The 26087-nt window shown below is 67.3% G+C and carries 31 protein-coding genes and 1 riboswitch; of the genes, 14 read left to right on the top strand and 17 right to left on the bottom strand.

From position 1 onward, the window contains the following. Window positions 1–111: 111 nt before the first annotated feature. From ACN2C7_RS03230 to smc, 4 genes are all read left to right on the top strand, one after another. A complete protein-coding gene (locus ACN2C7_RS03230) occupies window positions 112–657 on the top strand; it encodes a DUF721 domain-containing protein (RefSeq protein WP_419319802.1) in 546 nt (181 codons plus the stop codon). Between the two features lie 120 nt (window positions 658–777). Further along, window positions 778–1404, top strand: coding sequence for a DsbA family protein (locus ACN2C7_RS03225; RefSeq protein ID WP_419319801.1), 627 nt, complete (start codon window positions 778–780; stop codon window positions 1402–1404). Window positions 1405–1414: 10 nt separating this feature from the next. Then, window positions 1415–2026: a thioredoxin domain-containing protein gene (locus ACN2C7_RS03220; protein ID WP_419319800.1), complete on the top strand. Its 612-nt coding sequence runs from the start codon at window positions 1415–1417 to the stop codon at window positions 2024–2026. Window positions 2027–2045: 19 nt separating this feature from the next. Continuing rightward, window positions 2046–5492 (top strand): chromosome segregation protein SMC, encoded by a 3447-nt coding sequence (gene smc / locus ACN2C7_RS03215; RefSeq protein WP_419319799.1) that lies wholly within the window; start codon window positions 2046–2048, stop codon window positions 5490–5492. Between the two features lie 4 nt (window positions 5493–5496). Here smc and ACN2C7_RS03210 read toward each other — a convergent pair whose 3' ends face one another. Then, window positions 5497–6294: a TSUP family transporter gene (locus ACN2C7_RS03210; RefSeq protein ID WP_419319798.1), complete on the bottom strand. Its 798-nt coding sequence runs from the start codon at window positions 6292–6294 to the stop codon at window positions 5497–5499. Between the two features lie 100 nt (window positions 6295–6394). Continuing rightward, entirely contained in the window at window positions 6395–6778 is a 384-nt protein-coding gene (locus tag ACN2C7_RS03205) for a DUF6481 family protein (protein WP_419252993.1), read from the bottom strand. A 407-nt stretch (window positions 6779–7185) separates the two neighbouring features. Between ACN2C7_RS03205 and ACN2C7_RS03200 the strand changes: the two genes are divergently transcribed. From ACN2C7_RS03200 to ACN2C7_RS03180, 5 genes are all read left to right on the top strand, one after another. After that, window positions 7186–7566, top strand: coding sequence for an AtpZ/AtpI family protein (locus ACN2C7_RS03200; protein ID WP_419319797.1), 381 nt, complete (start codon window positions 7186–7188; stop codon window positions 7564–7566). Window positions 7567–7571: 5 nt separating this feature from the next. Next, window positions 7572–8333 carry a F0F1 ATP synthase subunit A gene (locus tag ACN2C7_RS03195; protein WP_419319795.1) on the top strand — a complete coding sequence of 254 codons (762 nt, stop codon included), beginning with the start codon at window positions 7572–7574 and terminating at the stop codon, window positions 8331–8333. A 45-nt stretch (window positions 8334–8378) separates the two neighbouring features. Then, window positions 8379–8603 (top strand): F0F1 ATP synthase subunit C, encoded by a 225-nt coding sequence (locus ACN2C7_RS03190; protein WP_108505567.1) that lies wholly within the window; start codon window positions 8379–8381, stop codon window positions 8601–8603. 76 nt (window positions 8604–8679) lie between these two features. Continuing rightward, entirely contained in the window at window positions 8680–9216 is a 537-nt protein-coding gene (locus tag ACN2C7_RS03185; protein WP_419252996.1) for a hypothetical protein, read from the top strand. 13 nt (window positions 9217–9229) lie between these two features. Beyond that, a complete protein-coding gene (locus ACN2C7_RS03180) occupies window positions 9230–9739 on the top strand; it encodes a F0F1 ATP synthase subunit B (RefSeq protein ID WP_419319793.1) in 510 nt (169 codons plus the stop codon). Between the two features lie 37 nt (window positions 9740–9776). On the opposite strand, the gene ACN2C7_RS03175 is transcribed toward ACN2C7_RS03180, so the two are convergent. From ACN2C7_RS03175 to ACN2C7_RS03140, 8 genes are all read right to left on the bottom strand, one after another. Next, entirely contained in the window at window positions 9777–10223 is a 447-nt protein-coding gene (locus tag ACN2C7_RS03175) for a hypothetical protein (RefSeq protein ID WP_419319791.1), read from the bottom strand. Further along, the gene (locus ACN2C7_RS03170; protein WP_419319790.1) at window positions 10220–10630 is read right to left on the bottom strand and encodes a hypothetical protein; all 411 of its coding nucleotides are present in this window, start codon (window positions 10628–10630) and stop codon (window positions 10220–10222) included. Before ACN2C7_RS03170 ends, ACN2C7_RS03175 begins: the two co-directional genes overlap by 4 nt. A gap of 132 nt (window positions 10631–10762) precedes the next feature. After that, window positions 10763–12340: an aminomethyl-transferring glycine dehydrogenase subunit GcvPB gene (gene gcvPB, locus ACN2C7_RS03165; RefSeq protein ID WP_419319788.1), complete on the bottom strand. Its 1578-nt coding sequence runs from the start codon at window positions 12338–12340 to the stop codon at window positions 10763–10765. Then, window positions 12337–13683: an aminomethyl-transferring glycine dehydrogenase subunit GcvPA gene (gene gcvPA / locus ACN2C7_RS03160; protein ID WP_419319786.1), complete on the bottom strand. Its 1347-nt coding sequence runs from the start codon at window positions 13681–13683 to the stop codon at window positions 12337–12339. Before gcvPA ends, gcvPB begins: the two co-directional genes overlap by 4 nt. Before the next feature lie 51 nt (window positions 13684–13734). Then, a complete protein-coding gene (gene gcvH, locus ACN2C7_RS03155; RefSeq protein WP_419319785.1) occupies window positions 13735–14100 on the bottom strand; it encodes a glycine cleavage system protein GcvH in 366 nt (121 codons plus the stop codon). Window positions 14101–14118: 18 nt separating this feature from the next. Continuing rightward, complete coding sequence (gcvT, locus tag ACN2C7_RS03150; RefSeq protein ID WP_419321379.1) at window positions 14119–15168, bottom strand: glycine cleavage system aminomethyltransferase GcvT; 1050 nt, start codon at window positions 15166–15168, stop codon at window positions 14119–14121. 249 nt (window positions 15169–15417) lie between these two features. After that, a riboswitch (glycine riboswitch) is annotated at window positions 15418–15509 on the bottom strand. 135 nt (window positions 15510–15644) lie between these two features. Continuing rightward, on the bottom strand, window positions 15645–17447 hold the full coding sequence (gene argS / locus ACN2C7_RS03145) for an arginine--tRNA ligase (RefSeq protein WP_419319783.1): 1803 nt from the start codon (window positions 17445–17447) through the stop codon (window positions 15645–15647). Beyond that, entirely contained in the window at window positions 17444–18142 is a 699-nt protein-coding gene (locus ACN2C7_RS03140; protein ID WP_419319782.1) for a Tat pathway signal sequence domain protein, read from the bottom strand. The genes argS and ACN2C7_RS03140 overlap by 4 nt, the downstream gene beginning before the upstream one ends. 164 nt (window positions 18143–18306) lie before the next feature. Here ACN2C7_RS03140 and ispH point away from each other — a divergent pair, with 164 nt between their 5' ends. Beyond that, entirely contained in the window at window positions 18307–19266 is a 960-nt protein-coding gene (ispH, locus tag ACN2C7_RS03135) for a 4-hydroxy-3-methylbut-2-enyl diphosphate reductase (RefSeq protein WP_419319781.1), read from the top strand. Between the two features lie 95 nt (window positions 19267–19361). Here ispH and ACN2C7_RS03130 read toward each other — a convergent pair whose 3' ends face one another. Further along, window positions 19362–19949, bottom strand: coding sequence for a DUF6624 domain-containing protein (locus ACN2C7_RS03130; protein WP_419319780.1), 588 nt, complete (start codon window positions 19947–19949; stop codon window positions 19362–19364). Continuing rightward, window positions 19946–20101 (bottom strand): hypothetical protein, encoded by a 156-nt coding sequence (locus tag ACN2C7_RS03125; RefSeq protein ID WP_419319779.1) that lies wholly within the window; start codon window positions 20099–20101, stop codon window positions 19946–19948. The genes ACN2C7_RS03130 and ACN2C7_RS03125 overlap by 4 nt, the downstream gene beginning before the upstream one ends. An 86-nt stretch (window positions 20102–20187) precedes the next feature. Between ACN2C7_RS03125 and thrB the strand changes: the two genes are divergently transcribed. Genes thrB through ACN2C7_RS03110 form a run of 3 tightly spaced genes read left to right on the top strand, consistent with a single transcriptional unit; the run spans window position 20188 to window position 22080 of the window. Beyond that, entirely contained in the window at window positions 20188–21150 is a 963-nt protein-coding gene (gene thrB, locus ACN2C7_RS03120; RefSeq protein ID WP_419319778.1) for a homoserine kinase, read from the top strand. After that, window positions 21147–21587: a ribonuclease HI gene (gene rnhA, locus ACN2C7_RS03115; protein WP_419253008.1), complete on the top strand. Its 441-nt coding sequence runs from the start codon at window positions 21147–21149 to the stop codon at window positions 21585–21587. The genes thrB and rnhA overlap by 4 nt, the downstream gene beginning before the upstream one ends. A 7-nt stretch (window positions 21588–21594) precedes the next feature. Continuing rightward, the gene (locus ACN2C7_RS03110; protein WP_419319777.1) at window positions 21595–22080 is read left to right on the top strand and encodes a recombinase family protein; all 486 of its coding nucleotides are present in this window, start codon (window positions 21595–21597) and stop codon (window positions 22078–22080) included. On the opposite strand, the gene ACN2C7_RS03105 is transcribed toward ACN2C7_RS03110, so the two are convergent. The 5 genes from ACN2C7_RS03105 to ACN2C7_RS03085 form a co-directional block, all read right to left on the bottom strand. Then, window positions 22052–22813, bottom strand: coding sequence for an ABC transporter permease (locus ACN2C7_RS03105; RefSeq protein ID WP_419253010.1), 762 nt, complete (start codon window positions 22811–22813; stop codon window positions 22052–22054). The two genes, ACN2C7_RS03110 and ACN2C7_RS03105, sit on opposite strands and share 29 nt — an antisense overlap. Further along, window positions 22810–23766, bottom strand: coding sequence for an ABC transporter ATP-binding protein (locus ACN2C7_RS03100; RefSeq protein ID WP_419321377.1), 957 nt, complete (start codon window positions 23764–23766; stop codon window positions 22810–22812). The genes ACN2C7_RS03105 and ACN2C7_RS03100 overlap by 4 nt, the downstream gene beginning before the upstream one ends. Window positions 23767–23835: 69 nt before the next feature. Then, the gene (locus ACN2C7_RS03095; protein ID WP_419319776.1) at window positions 23836–24291 is read right to left on the bottom strand and encodes an NfeD family protein; all 456 of its coding nucleotides are present in this window, start codon (window positions 24289–24291) and stop codon (window positions 23836–23838) included. Window positions 24292–24295: 4 nt separating this feature from the next. Next, entirely contained in the window at window positions 24296–25273 is a 978-nt protein-coding gene (locus tag ACN2C7_RS03090; protein ID WP_419319775.1) for an SPFH domain-containing protein, read from the bottom strand. Between the two features lie 33 nt (window positions 25274–25306). After that, window positions 25307–25732, bottom strand: a complete 426-nt coding sequence (locus tag ACN2C7_RS03085; RefSeq protein ID WP_419319774.1) for a TIGR02301 family protein — start codon at window positions 25730–25732, stop codon at window positions 25307–25309. A gap of 139 nt (window positions 25733–25871) precedes the next feature. Here ACN2C7_RS03085 and ACN2C7_RS03080 point away from each other — a divergent pair, with 139 nt between their 5' ends. Continuing rightward, complete coding sequence (locus ACN2C7_RS03080; protein WP_419319772.1) at window positions 25872–26081, top strand: hypothetical protein; 210 nt, start codon at window positions 25872–25874, stop codon at window positions 26079–26081. Window positions 26082–26087: the final 6 nt, after the last annotated feature.

Here is a 26087-nt window from a genome sequence, read left to right as displayed (position 1 = left end):
CGTGAACGCCGCGCTTCCGGCGCTCCCGGATCTGCGCCCGGCTATCGCCGGACTTGTCCGGGATGACAGATTTTGGCGGCTGGCGTTTGCGCTGTCTGCTACGCTGCGGCCATGGCCCGCCGCCCCCTGCCCACCGCCGAAGAGGCCCTCGCGATCCTGCGCCAGCGCCGCACCCGGCCGCAGATTCGCCCACCGCCGCCGGCGGGCAAGAACCTCGCGCCGCTGCTGAAGGCGCTAGAGGAAAAATACGGTCAGGGCCCGGCCGCCCTGAAGACCCGCTGGAAGGAAATCGTCGGCGAGACCCTGGCCCGCCGCACCGAACCGGTCCGCATCATCAAGGGCCGCAACGGCGCTGGCGGGGCGCTGGAACTGCGGGTCGATGGTCCCGTCGCGTCGCTGATCCAGCATCAGGCCCCGCAGATCACCGCCCGCCTCGACATGCTGCTGGGCCGGGGAACTGTCACCCGGCTGCGCATCGTGCAGGGACCGCTCAGCGCGCCGGCGGCCGCGCCCGTCCAGCGTTCGCGCCGCAAGCCGCCGCTGGACGCCGCCCTGGAACGCCAGCTGACCGACAGCCTGGCCGACCAGCCCGACGGCGGCCTGAAGGACGCCCTGATGAAACTGGGGCGCGGGGTGTTGCGCAATGACCCTGGCTAAAGCCGACACATTGACAACCCCGCCGCGATTGCGCTCATGCCAAGGCCTTATCAGCGCCGTTTTCGCACGCCTAAAGAATCGCGCTTAACTCCAACGTTCTCGCCTCAAGGAAGATCGATCATGCGTCCGCTGACCCGCCGGCTCCTGACCGCCGTCGCACTCACCGCCTCGCTGGGCGTTGGCCTCTCGGCCTGCTCGAAGAAGGACGCCGTCTCGGCCGACGATATGAGCCGGGGTAATCCCGACGCCAAGATCACCGTGATCGAATACGCCTCGGCCTCGTGCAGCCACTGCGCCCGCTGGAACGAGGAAGTTTTTCCCGCCTTCAAGGCCAAGTACATCGACACCGGCAAGGTCAATTTCGTCTATCGCGAGATGCTGACCCCGCCCGCCCAGGTCGCCGCCGCCTCGTTCCTGATGGCCCGCTGCGCCGGCAAGGACAAGTATTTCGAGGTCGTCGACTCGGTCTATCGCGCCCAGGAAGAGATGTTCACCACCGGCCAGTTCCGCGAGGTTCTTCTGCGCATCGGCCAGTCGGCCGGCCTGGACGAAGCCAAGTTCAACGCCTGCGTCACCGATGAGAAGGCGCTGAAGGCCCTGAATGATCGCGTCGAGAAGAACGCCAAGGCCTTCAACGTCCAGGGCACCCCGACCTTCATCGTCAACGGCAAGGTGGTCGGCGACGCCGCCGGCGGCGAGCGCAGCCTGGCCGAGCTGGACGCGGCCATCGCCGCCGCTTCCAAGTAAGGACGCCGCCTTGCCTCTCGACCGTCGCGCGCTGATCGCTTCCAGCCTGGTCCTCGCGGCCGGGCCGGCGATGGCGCGCGCCGCGCCGCTGCCGGCCGCGCCGGGCGACATGGTCATGGGATCGCCGAAGGCGCCGGTGCAGCTGGTGGTCTTTGCTTCCCCCAGCTGCCCCCATTGCGGCCACTGGTGGAACGACGACCTGCCGGCCATCCGCAAGGCCTATATCGACACCGGCAAGGTGCGGCTGGTGTTTCGCGAGTTCCTGACCGGACCCGTAGAGTTCGCCGCCGCCGCCTTCCTGCTGGCCCGTCGCGTGGGCGCGCCCCGCTATTTCGCCGTGCTGGACGCGGTGTTCGCCAGGCAGACCATCATCCTTCAGGGCGGCGAGCTCTGGGAAGGCCTGCTGGCCATCGGCAAGGACTTTGGCCTGACTGAAGCCCAGTTCACCGCCGCTCTACAGGATCAGCAGGCCCTGGCCGCGCTCAATGAACGTGTCGAGATCGCCGGCGTCCGCGACAAGGTCCAGGTCACCCCCACCTTCATCCTCGATGGCCGCAAGGTCCCCGGCGAACTGACCGCCGAAAGCCTCAAGGCCGCCCTGGCCTCGTCGGCCAAGGGCTGAGGCGGAGGGAGCCGCCTCCGTGCAGTTCCTGCGCCTGCGCCTTACGGGCTTCAAGTCCTTCGTCGAGCCGACCGAGTTCAGGATCGAGCCCGGCCTGACCGGCATTGTCGGGCCCAATGGCTGCGGCAAGTCCAACCTGCTGGAAGCCCTGCGCTGGGTGATGGGCGCCAATTCGGCCAAGGCCATGCGAGCCGGCGGCATGGACGACGTGATCTTCGCCGGCAGCGGCGCGCGTCCGGCCCGCAACCACGCCGACGTCACCCTGACCATCGACAATGCCGACCGCACGGCGCCCGCCCAGTTCAATGACGACCCGGTGCTTGAGGTCGTGCGCCGTATCGACCGGGGCGAGGGCTCGACCTATCGCATCAACGGCCGCGAGGTGCGGGCCCGCGACGTGCAGCTGCTGTTCGCCGACGCCTCGACCGGGGCCAATTCGCCGGCCCTGGTGCGCCAGGGCCAGATCAGCGAGCTGATCGGCGCCAAGCCGCAGAACCGCCGCCGCATCCTGGAAGAAGCCGCCGGCGTCTCGGGACTTCACACCCGCCGCCACGAGGCCGAGCTGCGGTTGCGGGCCGCAGAGACCAATCTCTCGCGCCTCGAGGACGTGGCCCGAGAACTTGAGACGGCCCTCAATCGCCTGCGTCGCGAAGCCCGCCAGGCCGAGAAGTACAAGCGACTGTCAGCCGAGATCCGGGCCGTGCAGGGCGCGGTGCTTTTCGCACGCTGGGCCGAGGCCCGCGACACCCTGCATCGCACCCAGACCGAGGCGACCGACGCTGCTCGCGCCGTCGAAGACACCGCCCGCGCCGCCGCCGCCGCCCAGGTCGAGATCACCCGCGCCGAGGCCGCCATGCCGCCCCTGCGCGAGGAGGCGACCATCGCCCAGGCCGTGTTGGGCCAACTGGCCATCCAGAAAGACCGCGCCGAGCGCGAGGCCGAGGCTGCGGCGGCCGAGTTCCAGCGCCTGTCGGCGGATCTGGCCCGCATTGATGACGACCGGGCGCGCGAGGCGCAGACCCAGCAGGACGCCGTCCAGGCTCTTGCCCGGCTCGACGCCGAGCTGTCCGAGGTTCGAGCCCTCGTCGCCGCCGCGCCCGAGCGCGGCCCCGAACTGGCCGCCGCCGCCGAGGCCGCCGAGGAGGCGCGCGCCGACGCCGAGGCCGTGGTCGAGCAGCTAGCCGCCCGCGCCGCCGCCGAGGACGCCCGCGCCCGCGCCGCCGCAGCGCGGCTGGCCGATGCCGAGGGGCGCCTGGCCCGCACGGTCCGCGCCCTCGACCAGGCCAGGTCAGAACGCGGGGCCCTTGGCCCGGAGAGCGATCCAGCCGCCGCCGACGCCCGCCAGCGTTTCGACAATGCTCAGGCCGCCCTGACCGCCGCCCGCGCTGCCCTGGAAGCCGCCGAAGCCGAGCGCGCCAAGGCTGCCGAGCAGGAGGCCATGGCGCGCCAGCTGGCGCGCAGCCTGGAAGACCAGTTGGGCCGTCTGCGCACCGAGGCCCGGGGTCTGGCCCAACTGACCGCGCCGCGCAGCAAGAGCGGCCACGCCCCGGCCCTCGACGCCGTTTCGCCCGACAAGGGCTATGGCGCGGCGCTGGCCGCCGCCCTCGGAGACGATCTGGACGCGGCCCTGGACGCGCGCGCGCCGTCCTACTGGGGCGGCGCCGAGGCGCCGTCGCCCTCGTGGCCAGACGGGGCGCAGGCCCTGGCGCCGCTGGTCAAGGCGCCGCCCGAGCTGGCCGCGCGCCTGGCCCTGACCGCCGTGGTCGAGCGCGCCGATGGCGAGCGGCTTCAGAAGAGCCTGACGCCCGGCATGCGGCTGGTCTCGAAGGAGGGCGACCTGTGGCGCTGGGACGGCTTCGTCGCCCGCGCCGACGCCCCCAGGCCCGCCGCCGTCCGGCTGGAGCAGCGCACCCGCCTGGCCGAGGTGGAAGCCGAGATCGACCTTCAGGCGCCGCGCGCCGAGGCCACAGCCGCCGCCCTGAGGACCGCTTCGGACGCCTTGCGAATCGCCGAAGAGGCCCTGCGCGACCGGCGCCGGGCGCCGCCGGACGCCGAGCGCCTGCTAGCCGGCGCCCGCGACGCCGTCGCCCAGTTCGAACGCCAGGCCGCGCTTCGCGCGGCGAGGGCCCAATCGCTGGACGAGACCATCGCCCGCTTTGAGGCAGAACACGTCGAGGCCGAGACCGCCCTCACCGCCGTGCGAGCCGAGCATGCCGGCGCGACGGGCGCCGCCGACCTGGCGCCGCAGCTTGCGCAGGCCCGGCAGGCCGCCGCCGGCGCCCGGGAAGCCGCCTCGACCGCTCGCGCCGCTCTGGATGTCGAGACCCGCGAACGGGCCGGCCGCCAGCGCCGGCTGGAAAGCCTGGAACGCGATCACGGCGATTGGACGCGCCGGGCTGAAGCGGCCGGCAAGCGCACCGCCGCGCTGGAGGCCGACCGCATCAAGGCCGCCGACGCCCTGGAAGCCGCCCGCGAGGCGCCGGCTGTCCTGAAGGAAAAGTTGCTGGTCCTGCTGGACGAGTTCGGCGCCGCAGAGGCGCGCCGCACCAGGGCCAGCGACGCCCTGGAAGAGGCCGAAACCGCCCGGCTGACCGCCGACCGCGCCGCCCGCGCCGCCGACCAGGCCGCTGGCGAGGCCCGCGAGCGGCGTGCTGCCCTGGTCGCCCACCTGGACGGCGCCCGAGGCCGCTTCGCCGAGATCGCCGGCAATATCCGCGAATCGGTGCGCATGGAGCCCGAGGAACTGGGTCGCCACGTCGCCGGCGAGGCCGTGGCCGTGCCCAAGGACGCGGCAGGTGTGGAAGCCCACCTCTTCGCGCTCGAAAGAGAGCGTGACGCCATCGGCCCGGTGAACCTGCGAGCCGAGGAAGAGGCCCAGGAATATGCGGCGCGCCTGGAGACCATGCGCACCGAACGCGCCGACCTGTCGGGCGCCGTCGGCAAGCTGCGGGCCGGCATCGAGGAGCTGAACGCCGAGGGCCGCGAGCGCCTGCTGGCCGCCTTCGAGGTGATCAACGGCCATTTCCAGACCCTCTTCCAGGCCCTGTTCGGCGGCGGTCAGGCCGAGCTGCGGCTGGTCGAGAACGATGACCCTCTCGAAGCAGGTCTTGAGATCTACGCCTGCCCGCCCGGCAAGCGCATGGCCAGCATGAGCCTGATGAGCGGCGGCGAGCAGGCCCTGACGGCCAGCGCCCTGATCTTCGGCGTGTTCCTGGCCAACCCGGCTCCGATCTGCGTGCTCGACGAAGTCGACGCGCCGCTGGATGACGCCAATGTCGACCGCTACTGCAACATGCTCGACGAGATGCGCCGCCGCACCCAGACCCGCTTCATCGCCATCACCCACAATCCGGTGACCATGAGCCGGATGGACCGCCTGTTCGGTGTCACCATGGGCGAGCGGGGCGTCAGCCAGCTGGTCAGCGTGGACCTGTCGACGGCCGAGCAGCTGGTCGCCGCGCAGTAGAGCTTCAGCCGCCGATCAGCTGCGACAGCGCCAGTCGCAGCGGGTTCTGCGGATCAGCCAGCAGCTTCACCGCCATGGCGCATGACATTGTCACCAACAGCGGCCGGATCAGCCCGGCGCCAAACCGCATGGCCAGCCGCGAGCCGACCTGAGCGCCGAGGAAGGCCCCGGCGGCCATGGCCAGGCCGATCGGCCAGATCACCGCGCCTTTGAGAATGAACAGAACCAGGCTGCCCAGATTGCTGGCGGCGTTGGCCAGCTTGGTGTGGGCGGTGGCCTTCAGCGCGCCATAGCCCAGCAGGGTCACGATCGCGACCATGTAGAAAGCCCCAGCGCCCGGCCCGAAGATGCCGTCATAAAAGCCGACCAGCGGCGCGACGAAGCCGGCGAACACCGGCAGGGTCAGTCGGGCGAGGCCGTCCTCGGCCTTCAGGGCCTTGGAGAGCGCGAAATACAGCGCGATGACGATCAGCAGGATCGGCACCAGGGCCTTGAGAAAGGTCGGTGACAGCAGGCTGGCGCAAAGGGCGCCGCACAGGCCCGCGAGGCCGGCGGAGAGGGCGACCGGCAGGGCGGTCTTCCAGTCAATCAGGCCGCGACGCGCGAAGGCGATGGTCGACGACACCGAACCAAAGGAGCCCTGCAGCTTGTTGGTGGCCAGCGCCGCGACAGGATCAAGGCCCGCCAGCAGGAGCGCCGGCAGGGTCAGAAGTCCTCCGCCGCCCGCTATGGCGTCGAAAGCTCCGGCCAGCGCGGCCACGGCGAACATCGTCGCCAGCAGTTCAGGTTGGACAAGGTCCATGGGCCGGCCCTCCCGCATGGCAGGCTTGAGAGCCTGGACCATGCGGTCGAGTCGCGGCTCGGGAGGAAGCGGAAAGGGCCAATAGCCCCTTCCCGTCTGATCAACCGATCAGATTGCCCCACTCGTGAGCGCGGGCGCTCTTGGTGTTGCGCCCCAGGGAGCGAAGCTGCTCGCGCTGGGCGGCCTTCTCTTCCTTGCGCATCTTCTGCTCGGCGGCGGCGTCGGTCTTGCGTTCCTTGCGCTCGGCGCGCTTGGCCGCGAGGATCGCTTCCTGCTTGGCCAACTGCTCAAGGCGGACGACTTCGCGGGCTGCGGCGCGCGCCGCGCGAACGGCTTCCAGTTCGGCGGCGCGAAACTCTTCACGCTTGTCGAAATCAGGATCCGTGACGGTGGGCTTGGGCTTCATTTTCGCCAGCATGGCCTTCTTGGCCTCGGCGGCGGCGGAGATACGATCGGAGAAACCGGTGTTCTTCAGATGCGACATGAATCTTCTGGCTAAGGGAAAGACGCGGCTCTCAAACCTCAAAATGATGCAAAAAGCAATGCGTCATCCCGGGCGCGCGTAGAACCGACGACTGGCTGCGGCTGATATGTCGCGGATCGGCGGCGATACAGAACGTTGGAGCCTTGCCTTGCGCTCAGGCGGGCCTCACGGGCGGCTTCGCCACGCGGCTTTCTTGCCCTGCGCCCCGGACACGAAGCCGACACCGCAAGGTTTTGCCCGCCGATGGGCGCCGTAGCGTAAAACGCCTTATTATACAGACGCTTGCATCACCCCAAGCCAACCTTGACGCACCGCAGCGAGGTCTATAGGTTCCGCCGCGATCAAGCCGGCCGGAAATACGTCTCTTACAGGCGTATCCGCGGGCGTTTTCGGACCTGACCGCTCCCATGCCCAAGGCCGACGAACCGAACGACAAGGCCCTACAAAGCCTCGACGCTCGGCTCGCCGCATTCGAGGCCAAGAAGGCGGCAGAACAGCCGGTGCGCGCGGAGCACGAGAAATCGTCCCAGGACGGCTATCGGCTTCTGGCGGATATGATCGGCGGCGTCCTGGTGGGTCTCGGCTTTGGCTGGGTTCTCGATCAGTTCGCCCACACGGCGCCCTGGGGCATGGTTGGCGGTCTGCTGATCGGCATGGGGGCGTCAATATTCTCCGTCGTCCGCAAGGCGACGAAACTGAGCGCGCAGGCGTCAGCAAAAGCTCCGGAGGAGCAGGCTGGCGAAGACACGGGAGGCGGGTCTACCGCCCCCAAGCAGAAGAGAGACTAGGGCCAATGGCCGATCCGATGCACCAGTTCCAGATCCAGAAGATCGTGGAACTGCCGACCGTCACCGTGCTGGGCCAAGCGATCGACCTGTCGATCACCAATTCCGTGGCCGCCATGATGCTGGCCGCCACCCTGGTCATTGCGTTCTACGTCCTGGCTTCTGCGAAACAGGCGGTCGTGCCCGGTCGCCTGCAGTCCCTCGGCGAAATGCTCTACGGACTGGTCAACGGCCTGACCGAGTCGATCATCGGCCACGATGGCAAGAAGTACCTGCCGTTCGTCTTCACCCTGTTCATCTTCGTGCTGTTCGCCAACATCCAGGGGATGTTCCTGGTGTTCACCGCCACGTCGCAGATCGCCGTCACCCTGACCCTGGGCCTGATGGTCATCCTGACCGTAGTCGCCGTCGGCTTCGCCAAGAATGGCCTGAAGTTCTTCAAGCTGTTCGCCCCGTCGGGCGTGCCGTGGCCGCTGTATTTCCTGCTGGTGCCGATCGAGATCCTATCGTTCCTGATCCGCCCCGTCACCTTGGCCCTGCGTCTGTTCGGCAACATGCTGGGCGGCCACGTGGTGCTGAAGATCTTCGCCGGCTTCGTCGTCGCCCTGGGCGGCATGGGCGTGCTCGGCTGGGCCGGCGCGGCGCTGGCCCTGTCCTCCGTCGTTGCTCTGACGGCTCTAGAGTTCATGGTGGCCTTCCTTCAGGCCTTCGTGTTCGCGGTGCTCACCTGCGTCTATCTGAACGACGTCGTGCACCTCGACAGCCACTGATCACCTTTTTTCCTTTCCAACCTTTCGATCTTTAGGAGTCTCACAATGGAAGCTGAAGCCGCGAAGTACATCGGCGCTGGTCTGGCGATGCTGGGCATGATCGGTGCAGGCATCGGCCTGGGCGTGATGTTCGGTAACTATTTCCAAGGCGCTCTGCGCAACCCGACCGCCGCCGCTCAAGAGCGTCCGATGCTGTTCCTGGGCATGGCCCTGACGGAAGCCCTGGGCATCTTCGCCCTGGTCATCGCCTTCCTGATCCTCTTCTCCTAAACCCCGGCGCGAGCCGCTTCCAACGGAAGCAGCTCGCTCCGAGTCTTTGATTTTTATCTAAGAGGCGTCTTCGCCCATGGCGACGGAAACTCACGGCACGGTCGAGACGACTGGTGCGCCCGAGGCTCACGGTGGCGGCGGACTTCCGCAGCTGCAGTTCGAGCACTGGGGCGGCCAGATCGTCTGGCTGTTGCTCATCTTCGCCGTTCTGTACGTGGTGCTGTCCAAGGGCCTTCTGCCCCGGGTCAGCGGCGCGATCGAGACGCGCGGGGCCAAGATTGCCGGCGACATCGCCGACGCCCGTCGTCTGAAGGACGAAGCCGAGGTCCAGGCCCGTGCGGCTGCGGCCGAGGTCGCCGAGGCTCGCGCTTCGGCCCAACGGACTGCGGCGGACGCCAAGGCCAAGGCTTCGGCCATTGCGGCCGAGCGTCAGGCGAAGGAAGAGGCTGTGCTGGCTGAGAAGCTGGCGACCGCCGAAGCCGGCATCCAGGCCGCGCGCGACCGGGCCATGAGCCATGTCGGCGCCGTGGCCTCGGATACGGCCAGCGCCATCGTCGAGAAGCTGACGGGCAAGGCGGCCACGGCCGCCGAGCTCAAGGCGGCCACGGCCTAAGGAGAGACAGACGATGGAACACGAGTCCCTTTTCAGCCTCTCAAACCCCGAGTTCTGGGTTCTGGTCGCGCTGGTCCTGTTCTTCGGCCTGCTGGTCGTGCTCAAGGTCCTGCCCGGTGCCCTGTTCGGGGCGCTCGACGCCCATGCCGCCAAGATCAAGGCCGAACTCGACGAAGCCCAGCAACTGCGGGAAGAGGCCCAGGCCCTGCTCGCGGACGTCAAGGCTCAGCGCGAGGACGCCGAACGTCAGGCCGCCGGCATGATCGAGGCCGCCAAGGCTGACGCCAAGCGTCTGGCCGAGGAAGCCAAGGAAAAGCTCGAGGAGCAGATCAAGCGCCGCGCCGAAATGGCCGAACGCAAGATCGCTCAGGCCGAAGCCCAGGCTACGGCGGACGTCAAGGCTGCGGCTGTCGACCTTGCCGCCCAGTCTGCTGAAGCCATCCTGACGGCGCGTCTGGCAGGTCTGAAGAGCGATCCGCTGGTCGATGCGGCCATCGGTCAGATGGCCGCCAAGCTGCAATAGCAGACGGCGAACGGCTTAAACGATCAAGGGCGCGGCCTTATGGCTGCGCCCTTTTTCTTTGAGTCCACATCCGGCGGGCGTGCTTGCGTCCCCGCTTCAGCACCCGCCACCGCGCCTTGCGCAGGATCATCTTCTCCGTGCGCAGCAACTGCTGCCAGAAGACGAGCAGCACCTCGGGCTCGCGCCGCATCAGGCGCCGGATCGGGAAGACCAGCTTGGGATGGCGGCGCTGCCAGCGGATGAAGGTCTTGCGGGCCTGGAACGAGTAGCGCAGCACGATCATCAGGCCGATCACGAGCATCGGCAGTCCGATGTGTCCCGGCAGGGGCGTCAGGACCGCGCCGGCCAGGATCACCACACTGCCGAAGGTGATCGCGGCGATGCGATAGGCGCGCGCCGCCGACTCGCGCAGCAGCAAGGCCAACCGGGCGCGCCGGCGGACCTTGTGCTTGATTTCGATGGCAGCGGTTGAAGCGATCGTCACCGACGACGGCGCTTGATCGACTTGCGCCAGCGCACAGCCACGCGCCAACGGCGCGGGATGACCAGCCGCTCGATCCGCAAAGCCTGTTGCCACGCCACCAGGATCACCTCGGGCTCGCGGCGCAGCAGCCGGCGAATCGGGAAGATCAGCTTGGGGTGAGCATGCTGGAAGCGCACGAACTGCTTGCGGGCCTTGAACGAGTTGCGCAGCACCAGCATCAGGCCAACCACCGTCAGCGGCAGGCCCAGGGGGCCGGGCAGCGGCGCGATCAGCGCGCCGGCCAGCACCAGCAGCAGGCCAAGCACGACCAGCACGACGCGCAGGACGCGCGCCACGATCTCGCGGGCGAGATCATCGGCAGGGGAAAAACGTGCGCGCGGCATGGCGAGGGCGACTGAGACATTCATGAGGGGGCTGATGGACTACGCGCTCCGCTTGCTCCCTGGAAAATCCAATCAGCCCGACGCGCCAGCCTGATATGTGGATCGATAAGGGCGCCGTAAAGGCGCCCTATCGCCGCGTGTCGAAATAGTTCCCTGCTATTCGGCGGCCAGTGGCGCTTCAGCCACAGGTTTCCACCTCAACCGGGGCTTGCGGGCCGCCAGAGTCTCGTCGAGACGCTTGAGGGGGGCGTGGAAAGGCGCACCCTTGAAACGATCGACATCGCCGGCCTTGGCGGCGCCGGCCAGGGCGCGCAGCGCCACCACGAAGCGATCCAGCTCCTGCTTGCTCTCGGTTTCGGTCGGCTCGATCAGCATCGCCCCATGGACGACCAGCGGGAAATACATGGTCATCGGGTGGAAGCCCTCGTCGATCATCGCCTTGGCGAAGTCGAGCGTGGTCACGCCGGTGCCTTCCAGCCAGCTGTCGTCGAACAGGGCTTCGTGCATGCACGGGCCGTCCGGGAAGGCCGGGCTCATCACGTCCGACAGACGGGCTTTGAGGTAGTTGGCGTTTAGCACCGCGTCCTCGGCTACCTGACGCAGGCCGTCAGCCCCATGGCTGAGCATGTAAGCATAGGCGCGGGTGTACATGCCCATCTGGCCATGGAAGGCGCTCATGCGGCCAAAGGCGGTTTCCGCGCCCGCCTCGCCGGCATGTTCGACCAGGGCGAAGCCATCGTCGCCGTGGACGAGCCAGGGGGTGGGCGCGAAGGGCGCGAGCGCCTCGCTGAGCACCACGGGCCCCGCGCCCGGCCCACCGCCGCCGTGGGGCGTTGAGAAGGTCTTGTGCAGGTTGATGTGCATGGCGTCGACGCCCAGGTCGCCCGGGCGCACTCGGCCGACGATGGCGTTGAAATTGGCGCCGTCGCAGTAGAAATAGGCCCCGGCCGCATGAGTCAGGCGCGCGATCTCGACCACGTCGCGCTCGAACAGGCCGCAGGTATTGGGGTTGGTGACCATGATGGCGGCCACGTGGTCGCCGAGCTTGGACGCCAGGTCGGCCAGGTCGACCCGGCCATCAGCGGTCTGGGCGATCTCGACCACGGTGTAGCCGACGAAGGCCGCCGTAGCGGGGTTGGTGCCGTGGGCGCTGGTCGGGGCCAGGACGGTCTTGCGATGACCCTGGCCGTTGGCCTCGTGGGCGGCGCGGATGGCCAGCATGCCGCACATCTCGCCATGGGCGCCGGCCTTGGGCGTCAGGGCCACGGCGGGCATGCCGGTCAGAGTTTTGAGCCAATGGGCCAGACGGTCCATCAGCTGCAGGGCGCCCTGCACGGTCGACTGCGGCTGCAGCGGGTGGATGTCGGCGAAGCCTGGCAGGCGCGCCATCTTCTCATTGAGGCGCGGGTTGTGCTTCATCGTGCACGAGCCCAGCGGATACAGCGCCAGGTCGATGGCGTGGTTCTTCTGGCTCAGGCGCACATAGTGGCGCACGGCTTCGGGCTCGGAGAGACCCGGCAGGCCGATCGGCGCGGTGCGCAGCAGGCCGCCCAGGTCGTCAGCGGGGGCCGAGGCTTCCGGCAGATCCACGCCGGTCTTGTTCCAGCCGCCCAGCTCAAAGATCAGGGCTTCGTCCTGCAGCAGACCGCGAGCCCCGGTCAGGGTCGCATGCGCATCGACGATGTCATTGGCGGTTTCGGGACGGGTCGGCCGTCCGACGCTGTTCATGCTCATTGGGCGATGACCTTGGCCAGAACCTTGGCGAAGAAGGTGATGTCGATATCGAGGGTGGTCTCGGTGGCGGCCACCAGCAGCACGTCGTCGAGGCCAGCATGGGCGTCGAGGCGCGAGAACGGCACCCCGGCGATGATGCCGTGACCGGCCAGGGTCTCGACAACCTCGGCGGCCTTGCCAGGCACGCGGATGGCGAACTCGTTGAAGAACCGCGAGGTCAGGATCTCGACGCCAGGGACGGCGGCTAGGGCGTCGCGCAAGGCGCGGGCTTTTTCGTGATTGATCGCCGCCAGCTGACGCAGGCCCACCTCGCCCAGCAGGCTCATATGGATGCTGAACGCCAGGGCGCACAGGCCGCTGTTGGTGCAGATGTTGGATGTGGCCTTGTCGCGGCGGATGTGCTGCTCGCGGGTCGACAGGGTCAGCACGAAGCCGCGACGGCCGTCGGCGTCGACGGTCTCGCCGCACAGCCGGCCCGGGGCCTGGCGGATGTATTTTTCCTTGCAGGCGAAGAGGCCGACATAGGGACCGCCGAAGTTCAGGCCGTTGCCGATCGACTGGCCCTCGGCCACGACGATGTCGGCGCCCATCTCGCCAGGCGACTTCAGCAGGCCCAGCGACACGACTTCCGTGGTGACCACGATCAGCAGGGCGCCGGCGGCCTGGGCGGCGGCGGCGATCTTGCTGACGTCGGTGGCCGTGCCGAACACGTTGGGGGTCTGGACGACGACACAGGCGGTATCGGAGTCGATCGCGGCGATCACCGCGTCCTCGGCGTCGATGGCGACGGCCAGGCGCTGGGTGGCGACGCCGGCCGCATGGGCCAGGGTGTCGATGGTCTCGACATAGTGCGGATGGATGCCGCCCGACATCACCGCCTTGTTGCGGCGGGTCACGCGGGTGGCCATCATCACCGCCTCGGCAGCGGCGGTGGAGCCGTCATAGAGCGAGGCGTTGGCCACTTCCATGCCCGTCAGAGCCGCAACCTGGGTCTGGAACTCGAACAGCACCTGAAGCGTGCCCTGGGCGATTTCCGGCTGATAGGGCGTGTAGCTGGTCAGGAATTCCGACCGCTGGATGATGTGGTCGACCGTGGCCGGCACATGATGGCGATAGGCCCCCGCGCCGCAGAAGAAGGGCCCCTCCCCCGCCGAGCGGTTGCGCTTGGCCAGGGCCGACATCTCGCGCTCGACCTCCAGTTCGCCGGCGTGCAGCGGCAGGTCGACGGTTCCGGAACGCTGGGCGGAGGCGGGCACGTCGACGAACAGGGCGTCGATCGCGTCCACGCCGATGACGCCAAGCATTTCGGCGCGATCTTCGGGCGTGAGGGGGAGGTAACGCATGGGGAGGAGCCTGTGCTTGTCATCCCGGCCAGGACCGGGATGACAGGAAAATCAGAGGGTCGAGAGGAAGGCTTCGTAGGCGTCGCGGTCCATCAGGGCCTCGACCTCGGCGGGGGCCGACAGCTTGAGCCTGGCGAACCAGCCGCCCGTTTCCGGCACGGCGTTGACGGTTTCGGGCGCATCACCCAGGGCGGCGTTGGCTTCGACCACCTCGCCCGAGACCGGGGCGTAGACGTCGGAAGCGGCCTTGACGCTCTCGACTACGGCCAGGCCGTCGCCCTGCTTCACGGTCTTGCCGACTTCGGGGACCTCGACGAACACCACGTCGCCCAGTTGCTCGGCGGCATAGGCGGTGATGCCGACGGTGGCGATGTCGCCTTCGACGGCGACCCATTCATGGTCTTTGGTAAAGCGCATCTTTTCCGGCCCTTGGAACTAGAGTTTGCGGACGTAACGATTGGGAACGAACGGCGAGGCCACGACCTCCGCCGCCTGCGGCTTGCCGCGAACGATGACTTTCAGCTGCGCGCCGATGACCGCCAGGGCGGGTGGGACGAAGCCGATGGCGATGGCGCCGCCGACGCTGGGGCCAAAACCGCCGCTGGTGACCACGCCGACCACGGCGCCGGTCTCATCGGCGATCTCGGCGCCTTCGCGGGCGGGAGCGCCCTCCAGAACGCGCAGATTGACCCGCACGCGCTTCAGCTCGCCGGCCAGTTCCTTGCCGATGCGACCGACACCCAGATAGTCGCCGGCCTCGCGGCGGCTCTTGCCGATGGCGAAGTTCATGCCGGCCTCGATCGGCGAGACGGTCTCGTCCATGTCGTGGCCATAGAGCGGCAGACCGGCTTCAAGGCGAAGGCTGTCGCGGGCGCCCAGGCCAATGGCCTTCACGCGCTCGTCTTCCAGCAGGGTGTTCCAGATGCGCGCGGCATCGGCGGCCGGCACCGAGATCTCGTAGCCGTCCTCGCCGGTATAGCCCGAGCGGGAGATGATGGCGTCAACGCCGAAGGCGGTCAGGGCGGCGGTGTCCATGAACACCATGCTGGCCACTTCGGGAACATGGGCGGCCAGCACGGCGGCGGCCTCGGGACCTTGAAGCGCCAACAGGGCGCGGTCCTCAAGGCGCTCAACCGTCGCTTCGCCCTTCAGGGCCTCGGCGATGATGGCGTAGTCATTGTCCTTGCAGGCGCCGTTGACCACGATGAACAGGCCATCGTCGTCAGGCCGCGCGGTCATCAAGTCGTCGATCACGCCACCTTCGGCGTTCAGCAGCACCGCATAGCGCTGCTTGCCGGGCTTGAGGCCCTGATAATCGGCCGAGACCAGCTTCTCGAAGCTCTTGGCGGGATTGGCGCCGCGCAGCCGGGCTTGGCCCATGTGCGAGACGTCAAACAGGCCCGCATGTTCGCGGGTCCAGAGATGCTCTTTCAGCACCCCGTCCTTGTACTGCACCGGCATGGAATAGCCCGCGAACGGCACCATGCGGGCGCCGGCGGCGACATGCGCGTCGTACAGGGGCGTCTTCTTGAGATCTTGGTCGGACACGCGGGGACTCCAAACGGGGACGGCGCTGCTAGCCCGGCTTTCACCAGACGATAGCGCCCCCGCTGTCCCTTTGACCTGAGAGATTCCGGCCACCCTTCAAAGTGAAAAGGGCGCGACCTTGCTCCTTCGGCGGACAATCCCACTTCCTGTTCTAAAGGAGAGCAGACTGCCTCTTTCCAGCGTTCCTAAACCCGCGCGGTCCTTTTGCCTGAGCGTTTCCGGGGCGGTTGCGCCTTCGGCCTCGGGACGCGAATCCCGATGTCTCCCGCGTGGGTCTTGGGCTCAATGCGGGAGGCGGCGGATGGAGTCAACGGGGCAGATGCCCCCGCGTCGAACTCTCTTCCGATTGCTTGAAGCTGCGCTGGAAGGTCCGTCTTGAAGTCGCAGATTGCGACTTCAAGACGGATACAATCCTACATCCGGTCCGGCGCTTCGATGCCCAGCAGCTCCAGGGACTGCTCCAGCTGACGCAGGGTGGTCTGGGCCAGGTTGAGGCGTGAGGCGCGGGTCGGCTCGTCGTCGGCGCTCATGATCGGGCAGGCCGCGTAGAATTTCGAGAAGGTCTGGGCCAGCTTGTAGGCGTGCTCGGCCACGAAGTTGGGAGCCTTCTTGTCATAGGCCTCGGTCAGCGCGCCCTCGAAGGCGTCCAGCAGCATGGCCAGATCGCGCTCGGCCGGCTGGCCGATGACGATCCGACCGGCCTGAACCCCCGCTTCTGCAGCCTTGCGCAGCACGCTCTTGATGCGCACCGACTGGTACAGCAGGTAGGGCCCGGTCTTGCCCTCGAAACTGGTGAAGCGGTCGAGATCGAAGACGTAGGACGTGCCGCGGAAGTTCTGCAGGTCGGCGAACTTCAGGGCCGCGATCCCCACCTTGTGGGCGGTGTCCTCGAAGGCTTCCTCTGACAGCTCGGCGCCGAGGCCGGCTTCGCGCAGGCGCTCGCGGGCCTTTTCACGGGCCATCTCGATCAGGTCGTGCAGCTTCAGAACGCCGCCGGCGCGGGTCTTGAACGGCTTGCCGTCGCTGCCGTTCATGGTGCCAAAGCCGATATGCTCCAGCGTGCCAGGCTCGGCGTAGCCGGCCAGATAGGCGGCGCGGAACACCGTCTCGAAGTGATCGGCCTGACGTTGGTCGACGCAGTAGAGAATCAGGTGCGGGTCAAAGGTGCTGCGCCGGTCCAGAATTGTGGCCAGATCGGTCGTGCCATACATGGCCGAGCCTTCCGACGAGACCACAAGCAAAGGCAGCACGTCGCGCTTGTCGCCTTCCTGGGCCACCCGGACGATGCGCGCGCCCTGATCGTCGACCAGCAGGCCCTTGTCCTCCAGCTGGCGCACCATCGGCGCGATCAGCTCCTGGACATCGCTCTCGCCCTTCCAGAGGTCGAAGTCGACGCCAAGGGCGTGGAACTCGCGCTCCAGCGCCACGCGGCTGACATTGACGAAATGGCGCCACAGCAGGCGGTAGCCGAAGCGGCCGTTCTGCAGCTCAGCGGTCGCCCGACGGGCCCGCTCCTTGTAGTCCAGGTCTTCCTTCTGACGGGCCGACGCCAGGGGATACAGGCGGTCCAGGTCGGCCAGGCTGACCAGCGGAACGAACTCCGCCAGCACCTTGTCCTCGTCGGCCTTGGTGAAGCCGCGCGGCGCCTCGGGCAGCTTTTCCATCAGCGCCTGGATGAACGAATGCTCGTCCATCACCGCGACGATCAGCAGGCCCATCTGGAAGCCCCAGTCGCCGAAATGGGCGTCGCCCACAACGTCGTCGCCGCGGAAGCGGTACAGGCGCTTGACCGACTCGCCGATGATCGAGGCGCGCAGGTGGCCCACATGCATCGGCTTGGCGACATTGGGGCCGGCATAGTCGATCAGGACGCGGCGCGGCTCTTCGACCAGGGCGGCGCCGACGCGGGGATCGGCGGCGATCTCCTTGGCGCGGGCCGACAGGGCCTCAGCGCTGACACGCATGTTGATGAAGCCGACGCCGGCAATTTCCACCGAGGCCAGGCGTGGGTCGCCCTTCAGGTGATCGACCACCTGCACCGCGATCTCGCGCGGATTGCGCTTGGCGCTCTTGGCGGCCGCGAGGGCGCCGTTGCACTGGAAATCGGCGAGATCAGGCCGGTCGGACGCCGTGACACGCCCGAACTCGGGAGACAGTCCGGCGGCCTGGAAGGCGGCTGCGGCCGCCTCGCTCAAGGACCGCTTCAAATCACTCATTGCTTGTTGGGAGTCCCTGCTTGGGCGGTCGTCTGGCCGGCATTGACCCGGAAGCGCTTGCCCTCACGATTGAAGGCGGCCATTTCCGGGGTCACGTCGAAGCCGACCAGGACTTCGAAATTGCCGCCGCTGACCTTGGCGTCAGCGCGCGGGATGGTGATGGTCTGCAGTTGCTCGGTGGCGAAAACGCGATCATGGCCCGCCGGGAAGGTGATCGGCAGATCGAAATATTCCTTAGCGATGATGGACTGGTTCCGCTCGGTGACAGCAACCCAGTAGCGGTAGTTGCGCTGGGGTTCCGCGCCCTGTGGGCCGCGGCCGAGTTGGAACAGCACTTCGACACGAATGCTGATCGGATCGTCGCTCTTATAGGCGCAGCCCGACGAAATGCCCTGGATCTCGCCGGTATAGGCCACGGCGGCCGGGTTTTCCCGCCCGTCCTTGAACTCGACGAAGCGGCTGGCGTCGTACAGCACCTTCACATAGGGGCATGGGCCGGCGTTGCGCAGCTGGGCCAGCGGCGCCTTGGACTGGTTCCACTCCTCGTCGCGCTTCTTTTTCTTGCTGGCCTGCTCTTCGTCCTGCTGACCCTGGTCCTGGCCGCGACCGCGAGCCTGGGCGTGAACGCTCGTCGCGGTCGCCGCGATCGAAACAGCCATCAGGGCGCTGAGGGCGACAGTGAAATGAGGGCGCATGAAACGTCCGGTCAGAAAATGAAAGAGCCTGAAGGGGCGCATGCCCCCGTCGGCGTCATGCAGCCTGATAAAGGCATATGCGTGACGTCGCAATCAACTGCTTTGGGGACGGACCTGAGCTGCGGCGCTGGCGCCGGGGGCTTCGAACGCTTAGGTTCCTGCTCATGAACGCCCATGCTCCGGTCCGTCCGCCGCTCACCGTCGTGCTCGCCAGCCCCCGGGGCTTCTGCGCGGGCGTCGATCGCGCCATCCAGATCGTTGAGCGCGCCATCGAGAAATTCGGCGCGCCGGTCTATGTGCGCCACGAGATCGTCCACAACCGCCACGTCGTCGACCGCCTGAAGGCGCTGGGCGCGGTGTTCATCGAGGAGCTGTCCGAAGCCCCCGACGACCGCCCGATCGTGTTCTCGGCCCACGGCGTGCCCAAGTCGGTGCCGGCCGAGGCCAAGGCCCGCCAGATGATCTATCTGGACGCCACCTGCCCGCTGGTCTCCAAGGTGCATGTCGAGGCCCAGAAGCATTTCAATTCCGGCCGCGAGATCGTGCTGATCGGCCACGCTGGTCATCCCGAGGTCGTCGGCACCATGGGCCAACTTCCCGAAGGCACCGTCACTCTGATCGAGAACATCGACGACGCCCGCGCCTGGATTCCCAAGGACGCTTCGAACGTGGCCTTCCTGACCCAGACCACCCTGTCGGTCGATGACACCGCCGACATGGTCGACCTGCTCAAGGCTCGCTTCCCCGGCATCGCCGCGCCGCACAAGGAAGACATCTGCTACGCCACCACCAACCGTCAGGATGCGGTCAAGCATCTGGCCCAGGGGACGGAGCTTGTGCTGGTGGTCGGGTCGCGCAACTCGTCCAACTCGGTGCGTCTGGCGGAGGTCGGCCTGAAGGCCGGGGCCAAGGACGCCCGCCTGATCGATGACGCCAGCGGCCTGGACTGGTCGTGGTTCGAGGGTGTCTCCCGCGTAGGCCTGACGGCCGGCGCCTCGGCCCCGGAAGATCTGGTGCAGGGCGTCATCGACGCCATCGCCGCCCGCTTCGACGTCACCATCGAGGACTTGATCGAGGCCCGCGAAACGGTGACCTTCAAGCTGCCAAGGCTCTTGACGACCTAGGGTCTTAAAGGACTGCGGGCTGACGATCAGCCCAGCTCCGAGTTGGACATGAATCCGCTAGACACCCCCACGCCGGTGAGAGGCGGCCGTTTGGCCTAACGCCATCCGACCTGGCGCGCCCACTCATCCATGCGCCTCCGACGATCGGCCATATCGGCGGGCGGGCGGTGGTTGGCGTCGCGCGATCGGAGCTTCGAGACGGCCGTTTCAAGCGGTTCTAGGTCGATTTCAGCGCGCCGCTGGTCAACGCCGCCGGGATCTTCGATCGGCCCAGGACTCAACTGCCCATCGTCATCCCAGTCGAAGCTTGTCCCATACACCTGCGGGCGGCCCTCGTAGGTCAGGATGCGATCGAGCATCATTGCCATCTGCCAAGCCGGCGCATCTCCCGAAGCGACAGCAGACTGCAACAGTTCGAGGCACTTTCGCTGGAACCGCGGCAAGCCGATCGCGTGCTGCGCGATCAGCCATGCGGCTTCAGCGCCCTCATCGCCGACAAGTTGGCGAGTCGGCCATCCCACCGCTTCAATGATCTTCTCCAACTCACCAGCGTTCGCTTCGTGAACGACCTGCATTTCGGGATGGTAGCCGTCGAACACGCTGCCGTCCTTGGCGAGGCGCTCTCTGGTCTCAAGATCCTGGGCCGCCAAAGCGACAAGTCGATCCGCGAGTTTTCCGCTCACTTCGCCAGCGCCTCGAACGTCTTTCGGTAGCGCTCAAGAATTTCGAGGCCGCGCGTGAACCCTCGCTCAAGCTCGGCGTCCGACCGGGAAACATCGGCCTTGGCTTCCGGACTCGGCGGCGGGCCAGTCGGGCGTTCTGCGGGCTCGTCCATGCTCAAGCTCCTTTGACACCATCATAACACCGTCGACGCGCCCTCGCCCTCTTGACCGCCAGCGCCGGCTCACGCATCCCCCGATCATGGCCGTCTATACCGACATCACCGACGAAGAACTCGCCGCCTTCCTGGCCGACTTCGACCTGGGGCAAGCCCTGGCGTTCAAGGGCATCGCCGAAGGCGTGGAGAACTCCAACTTCCTGCTGGAGACGGAGGCCGGGCGGTTCATCCTGACGGTCTATGAGAAGCGCGCCGCGCCGGAAGACCTGCCCTATTTCCTCAATCTGATGCGCTGGCTGGCCGATCGCGGCTTTCCCAGCGCCACGCCGATCGCCGATCGGGCCGGGCGCACGCTCAAGACCCTGCGCGGCAAACCCGCCGCCTTGGTGCAGTTCCTGTCGGGCCTGTCAGTGCGCCGGCCCACCGTCGCCCATTGCCGCGAGGCCGGCGAGGGCCTGGCCCAGCTGCATCTGGCGGGCGAGGGCTATCCAGGTCGCCGGATCAACGATCTGGGCCAGCCCTATTGGGCGCCGCTGTTCTCAAAGCATCGCAAGGGCGCCGAGGATCTCAAGCCGGGCCTGGCCGCGACCATTGAAAAGGACCTGGCCGAGCTGGCCCTGGCCTGGCCGCGCGACCTGCCGTCGGGCGTGATCCACGCCGACTATTTCCCCGACAACGTCTTCTTCCGGCCGGACGGAAAGTTCGCCGCCGCCATCGACTTCTATTTCGCCTGCGACGACGCTTACGCCTACGACGTGGCGGTGACCCTGAACGCCTGGTGCTTCGAGCCCGACGGCAGTTTCAACGCCACCGCCGCCGCCGCCCTGCTGACCGGCTATCAGCGTCGTCGGCCGCTGAGCCCCGTCGAAAAGCAGGCTCTGCCGATCCTGGCGCGGGGCGCGGCGATGCGGTTCTTCCTGACCCGCCTGGCCGACTGGAAGGCGACGCCCGCCGGCGCCCTGGTCAAGCCGCACGATCCCATGGAGTACGAGCGCAAGCTGGCCGTCCATCGCGAGGGCCTGACCCTGTTCGGAACCGGCGAATGACGCCCAAGGTCATCGTCTATACGGACGGCGCCTGTAAGGGGAATCCCGGCCCGGGCGGCTGGGGCGCGATCATGTTCTACGGCGAAAAGAAGAAAGAGATCTGCGGCGGCGAGGCCCATACGACCAACAACCGCATGGAGTTGATGGGCGCCATCATGGCCCTGGAAACCCTGACCAAGCCCTGCAAGGTCGAGCTGCACACCGACAGCCAGTACGTAATGAAGGGCGTCACCCAGTGGATCCACGGCTGGAAGGCCCGCGGCTGGCGCACCGCTGACAAGAGTCCGGTCAAGAACGACGATCTGTGGAAGCGCCTCGACACCGCCCGCAACCGGCACGAGGTCGACTGGCGCTGGGTCAAGGGCCATGCCGGCCATCCGCTGAACGAGCGGGCTGACGAACTGGCCAACAAGGGCCTGAGCGAACGGCGGGGCTGAGGCTGACATGAAGTTTGTCGGCTATTACCGCCTGCCGCCCGTGCGCGGCGTCTTCTTCAGTCCGGCCCAGGAGGAGCGCCTGCTGCTGCTCGGCTGCGAGGAGGTGTTCAGCGACCGCTGCCTGGCGGGCGGCGTCGTGCGGACCGGCCTGGATCGCGCGATCGCCGCTTTGGATCCGGGTGGAGCCCTGGCCGTAGCCAGCTTCCATGCCCTGGGCGGGGCCATGGTCGACCTGCTGGACGTGATCCTGAAGCTGAAGGCGTCGAACCTGGAGCTGGTCGTCTTGCAGCCCGCCATCGACACCCGCCTGGACCCCGGCTTTTTCGACGCCTGCCAGGCCCTTGCGATGTTCAACGGCGAACGCAGCGTGGTCCGCACCGCCGAAGCCTCAATGATCGCACGGGGCGGCGCCAAGACAGAGCATCGCGAGGCCCCGGCTGCAGCAACCAGCGCCTCGCCAGACCTCAGGTCTTCAGCCGATAGCCCGTCTTGAAGATCCACCACACCGCGGTCAGGCAGATCGCCAGGAACACGCAGGTCATGGCCAGGCTGATGCCGACCCCCACGTCGGAGACGCCGTAGAAGCTCCAGCGGAAGCCGCTGATCAGATAGACCACCGGGTTGAACAGGGTCACCTTCTGCCAGAACTCGGGCAGCATGTTGATCGAATAGAAGCTGCCGCCCAGGAAGGTCAGCGGCGTGATGATCAGGGCCGGCACGATCTGCAGCTTCTGGAAATTGTCGGCCCAGACCCCGATCACGAAGCCAAACAGGCTGAAGGTCACGGCCGTCAGCACCAGAAACAGCGCCATCACGAACGGATGGGCGATCTCGAACGGCACGAACAACCGGGCGGTGGCCAGGATCAGCAGGCCCAGCAGCACCGACTTGGTGGCGGCGGCGCCGACATAGCCGATCACCGTCTCGATCCATGAGACCGGCGCCGACAGCAGCTCATAGATCGTGCCGGCCCATTTGGGCATGTAGATGCCGAACGCAGCGTTAGAGATGCTCTCGCTGAGCAGCGACAGCATCACCAGACCCGGGATGATGAAGGCGCCATAGCTGACGCCGTCGATGGACTGCATCCGCGAGCCGATCGCCGAGCCGAAGACCACGAAATACAGCGAGGTCGAGATCACCGGCGCCAGGATGCTCTGGGCCAAGGTGCGGAACCACCGCGCCAGCTCGAAGCGGTAGATGGACTTGATGGCGTGCAGGTTCATTTGGCGTCGCTCACGAGGCTGACGAAGATGTCTTCCAGCGAGCTCTGGCTGGTATGCAGATCCTTGAAATCGACACCTTCCTCACCGAGGCGGCGCAGGAGCTCGGCGATGCCGGTCTCCTCGGCCTGGGCGTCGAACGTGTAGATCAGTTCGTGGCCGTCGCTGGCCAGCTCCAGCGGATAGCTGGACAGGGCGGCGGGGACGGCGGTCAGCGGGCTGTGCAGTTGCAGGGTCAGCTGCTTCTTGCCCAGTTTCCTCATCAGCACATCCTTGTCCTCGACCAGGATGATCTCGCCCTTGCTGATCACCCCGATCCGGTCGGCCATCTCCTCGGCCTCCTCGATATAGTGGGTGGTCAGGATGATGGTGACGCCGCTTTCGCGCAGGGCGCGGACCATCACCCACATGTCGCGGCGCAGCTCGACATCGACGCCGGCGGTGGGCTCGTCGAGGAACAGGATGGTCGGCTCGTGGCTCAGGGCCTTGGCGATCATCACCCGGCGCTTCATGCCGCCCGACAGCGTCATGATCTTGGCGTCCTTCTTGTCCCACAAAGACAGGTCGCGCAGGATCTTCTCGATATAGGCGTCGTTGGGGGCCTTGCCGAACAGGCCCCGGCTGAACCGTGTCGTCGCCCAGACGGTCTCGAAGGCGTCGGTGTTCAGTTCCTGCGGCACCAGGCCGATCTTGCTGCGAGCGGCGCGGTAGTCGCGCACCACGTCGTGGCCGTCGGCCAGGATCGTCCCCGTGCTGGGATTGACGATGCCGCAGACTATGCTGATCAGGGTGGTCTTGCCGGCCCCGTTAGGCCCCAGCAGCGCAAAGATCTCGCCCTGGCGGATGTCCAGATCCACCGACTTCAGGGCCTGATGGCCTGAAGCATAGGTCTTGGTCAGACCCGATACCGATATGATGCCCGTCACGGGTCCCCCTGAAGATCCCGCACGATGCAAGCGGCGGATAGCCGCCAAATGGGGACGCCCCGCTCCAGGCGCCAGACGTCGCCCCTCTTACGGCCCAGTTTAGTAGGCGCGCACCGTCAAGGTCGCGCCGTCGACGCCGACCACCTGGATGCGCTGTCCCGGAAGCGGCGGACCGCCGTCAAGCCGCGCCTGCCATTCCTTGCCGTCGACAAACACCCGGCCCATGCCGGCCTCAAAGGTCGAGAGCACCTCGCCGTCGCGGCCGATCAGGCGCAGCAGCGGGTCGTTAAGGTCGGGCGCATCGCCCTCCAGCACCGGCCGCAGAAAGCGGCGGGCCAGATAGGTGGTGGCGATGGTCAGGATCGCGAACAGGGTGATCTCGACCGGCAGGTTCATCGGCACGACTAGCGCCAGCACGCCGACCAGGGCCGAAGACGCGGCCGGCCACAGCAGCCAGCCGCTGCCGGTCCCGACCTCGACGGCCAGGAAGATCGCGGCTACCGCCAGCCAGACCCAGAAGGGGTGCATTGCATAGAAGCTCGCCAGGGCGTCCATCGGCTCAGACCCTCTTGGCGCCGCCGGTCGGCGTGTTGGTGCGCGGAATCGGCGGGGTGGGCGCAACCGCGCTGGAGCCGCCCAGCGTCTTGACCAATTCGGCCACGCCCGCGACCGTTCCGGTCAGGCCCGCGAAGTCGGCAGGCACGATGACGGTCTTGGCGTTGGGCGAGCGGGCCAGCTCGCCGAAGGCTTCGACATATTTCTGGGCGATGAAGTAGTTGATGGCGTTGACGTCGCCCTTGGAGATGGCCTCCGACACGAAGGCCGTCGCCTTAGCCTCGGCCTCGGCTTCCCGCTCGCGGGCTTCGGAGTCGCGGAAGGCGGCTTCCTTGCGGCCCTCGGCCTGCAGGATGGCCGACTGCTTCTGGCCCTCGGCGCGGGCGATGGCGGCCTGTTTCTCGCCCTCGGCCTCGGTGATCACCGCGCGGCGCTCGCGCTCGGCCTTCATCTGGCGGGCCATGGCGTTGGTGATATCGGCCGGCGGGGTCAGGTCCTTGATCTCGATGCGGGCGATCTTGACGCCCCAGGGACCGGTGGCGTGATCGATGGTCGACAGCAGGCGGGTGTTGATCTGGTCGCGCTGTGAGAGGACTTCGTCCAGCTCCATCGAACCGACCACGGTGCGCAGGTTGGTCTGGGCCAGCTGGGTTATGGCGTACATCAGGTTGTCGACCTTGTAGGCGGCCTGGGCGGCGTCCATCACCTGAATGAAGACGATGGCGTCGACCTTCACCGAGACGTTGTCCTTGGTGATGACCTCCTGCTGGGGCACGTCCAGCACCTGCTCCATCATGTTGACCCGCCGACCGATGGTCTCGACGAAGGGGGTCAGGATGCTGATGCCGGGCTTGAGGGTGCGGGTGTAGCGGCCGAACCGCTCGACCGTGAACTCGCGCCCCTGCGGCACGATCTTGATGACGCTGATGACCAGGAAAAGCGCCAGGACCAGTAGGACCAGCGGAACCAGAAATGAGGCCAAGACGACGCTCCCTGCACAACCAAGAGGCGTAGGTTAGCGCGGGGCGGCGGGCTCCGCCATGGAATCCGGAGCGGTCTCGCCACGCGGGATCACGCGGATGGATTGCGAGAGCTTCAGGGCCAGGGCCTGGCCCTTGCGGGCCGACTGCTGCTCGGCCTTGCGGCTGGCGGCGTCGCACAGCGGAAACTCGCCCTGACGCGCGGCGAAGCCGGTGTTGAACCGCTCGCGAAGCTGCGCGTCAAAGGCCTGTTCGGCCTGCTCCACCTCGGTCAGCCGCACCATGCGCGAGCGCCAGAACTGGTCGTTGAGGCCTTCGCAGGTCTGCCGCAGGGCGTGGCTCTCGCCCAGCGAATAGGCCAGGTCCAGCAGGCGCTGGCGCTCTTCCGGCTCGCGCTCCTGGGCGAGGGCGGCAGTGGCCATGCAGGCGATGATCAGGGCGGCGACAGGCAAGCGAAGCATGGTCACAGTATCCCCGGCTCGCGGTCTGATGTCACCACCACGCGCCCTTCGCGCGAGTCTGCGGCGATGTGATGGCGTATCGGGCCTTGCGATCGCCATGGATCGGCGCAAGGTTACCCCCACTGCAAGGAGGTCGATCATGACTGAAGTGCATTATGGCGTCATCCGGGTCGGCGATCACTGGGCCATCGTGGGCGAGCACCTGCGATTTGGGCACTACGCGACGCAAGATCAGGCGACTGCGGCAGTGTCCCGTCTGGCCGAGCAATCGACCGGCGTCGGCATGCCGGTCCTGCTCGTCGTGCAGGACGAAGATTCCACCCTGCCCGCGCCCATACTGCTCAGCTGAGCAAGC

It is taken from the genome of Caulobacter sp. ErkDOM-E (assembly GCF_048541895.1).
Lineage (GTDB): Bacteria > Pseudomonadota > Alphaproteobacteria > Caulobacterales > Caulobacteraceae > Caulobacter.
The sequence above is the reverse complement of the archived record's forward strand: the minus strand, read 5'-3'. Positions and strand labels throughout refer to the sequence as shown.

Excerpts from the sequence above, each read along its gene's own strand:
- ACN2C7_RS03230 (WP_419319802.1), top strand. The coding sequence starts at position 112 with ATGGCCCGCCGCCCCCTGCCCACCGCCGAAGAGGCCCTCGCGATCCTG.
- ACN2C7_RS03225 (WP_419319801.1), top strand. The coding sequence starts at position 778 with ATGCGTCCGCTGACCCGCCGGCTCCTGACCGCCGTCGCACTCACCGCC.
- ACN2C7_RS03210 (WP_419319798.1), bottom strand. The coding sequence starts at position 6,294 with ATGGACCTTGTCCAACCTGAACTGCTGGCGACGATGTTCGCCGTGGCC.
- ACN2C7_RS03205 (WP_419252993.1), bottom strand. The coding sequence starts at position 6,778 with ATGTCGCATCTGAAGAACACCGGTTTCTCCGATCGTATCTCCGCCGCC.
- ACN2C7_RS03200 (WP_419319797.1), top strand. The coding sequence starts at position 7,186 with ATGCCCAAGGCCGACGAACCGAACGACAAGGCCCTACAAAGCCTCGAC.
- ACN2C7_RS03195 (WP_419319795.1), top strand. The coding sequence starts at position 7,572 with ATGGCCGATCCGATGCACCAGTTCCAGATCCAGAAGATCGTGGAACTG.
- ACN2C7_RS03190 (WP_108505567.1), top strand. The coding sequence starts at position 8,379 with ATGGAAGCTGAAGCCGCGAAGTACATCGGCGCTGGTCTGGCGATGCTG.
- ACN2C7_RS03185 (WP_419252996.1), top strand. The coding sequence starts at position 8,680 with ATGGCGACGGAAACTCACGGCACGGTCGAGACGACTGGTGCGCCCGAG.
- ACN2C7_RS03180 (WP_419319793.1), top strand. The coding sequence starts at position 9,230 with ATGGAACACGAGTCCCTTTTCAGCCTCTCAAACCCCGAGTTCTGGGTT.
- ACN2C7_RS03170 (WP_419319790.1), bottom strand. The coding sequence starts at position 10,630 with ATGAATGTCTCAGTCGCCCTCGCCATGCCGCGCGCACGTTTTTCCCCT.
- gcvPB (WP_419319788.1), bottom strand. The coding sequence starts at position 12,340 with ATGAGCATGAACAGCGTCGGACGGCCGACCCGTCCCGAAACCGCCAAT.
- gcvPA (WP_419319786.1), bottom strand. The coding sequence starts at position 13,683 with ATGCGTTACCTCCCCCTCACGCCCGAAGATCGCGCCGAAATGCTTGGC.
- gcvH (WP_419319785.1), bottom strand. The coding sequence starts at position 14,100 with ATGCGCTTTACCAAAGACCATGAATGGGTCGCCGTCGAAGGCGACATC.
- gcvT (WP_419321379.1), bottom strand. The coding sequence starts at position 15,168 with ATGGTGCCGTTCGCGGGCTATTCCATGCCGGTGCAGTACAAGGACGGG.
- argS (WP_419319783.1), bottom strand. The coding sequence starts at position 17,447 with ATGAGTGATTTGAAGCGGTCCTTGAGCGAGGCGGCCGCAGCCGCCTTC.
- ACN2C7_RS03140 (WP_419319782.1), bottom strand. The coding sequence starts at position 18,142 with ATGCGCCCTCATTTCACTGTCGCCCTCAGCGCCCTGATGGCTGTTTCG.
- ispH (WP_419319781.1), top strand. The coding sequence starts at position 18,307 with ATGAACGCCCATGCTCCGGTCCGTCCGCCGCTCACCGTCGTGCTCGCC.
- ACN2C7_RS03125 (WP_419319779.1), bottom strand. The coding sequence starts at position 20,101 with ATGGACGAGCCCGCAGAACGCCCGACTGGCCCGCCGCCGAGTCCGGAA.
- thrB (WP_419319778.1), top strand. The coding sequence starts at position 20,188 with ATGGCCGTCTATACCGACATCACCGACGAAGAACTCGCCGCCTTCCTG.
- rnhA (WP_419253008.1), top strand. The coding sequence starts at position 21,147 with ATGACGCCCAAGGTCATCGTCTATACGGACGGCGCCTGTAAGGGGAAT.
- ACN2C7_RS03110 (WP_419319777.1), top strand. The coding sequence starts at position 21,595 with ATGAAGTTTGTCGGCTATTACCGCCTGCCGCCCGTGCGCGGCGTCTTC.
- ACN2C7_RS03105 (WP_419253010.1), bottom strand. The coding sequence starts at position 22,813 with ATGAACCTGCACGCCATCAAGTCCATCTACCGCTTCGAGCTGGCGCGG.
- ACN2C7_RS03095 (WP_419319776.1), bottom strand. The coding sequence starts at position 24,291 with ATGGACGCCCTGGCGAGCTTCTATGCAATGCACCCCTTCTGGGTCTGG.
- ACN2C7_RS03085 (WP_419319774.1), bottom strand. The coding sequence starts at position 25,732 with ATGCTTCGCTTGCCTGTCGCCGCCCTGATCATCGCCTGCATGGCCACT.
- ACN2C7_RS03080 (WP_419319772.1), top strand. The coding sequence starts at position 25,872 with ATGACTGAAGTGCATTATGGCGTCATCCGGGTCGGCGATCACTGGGCC.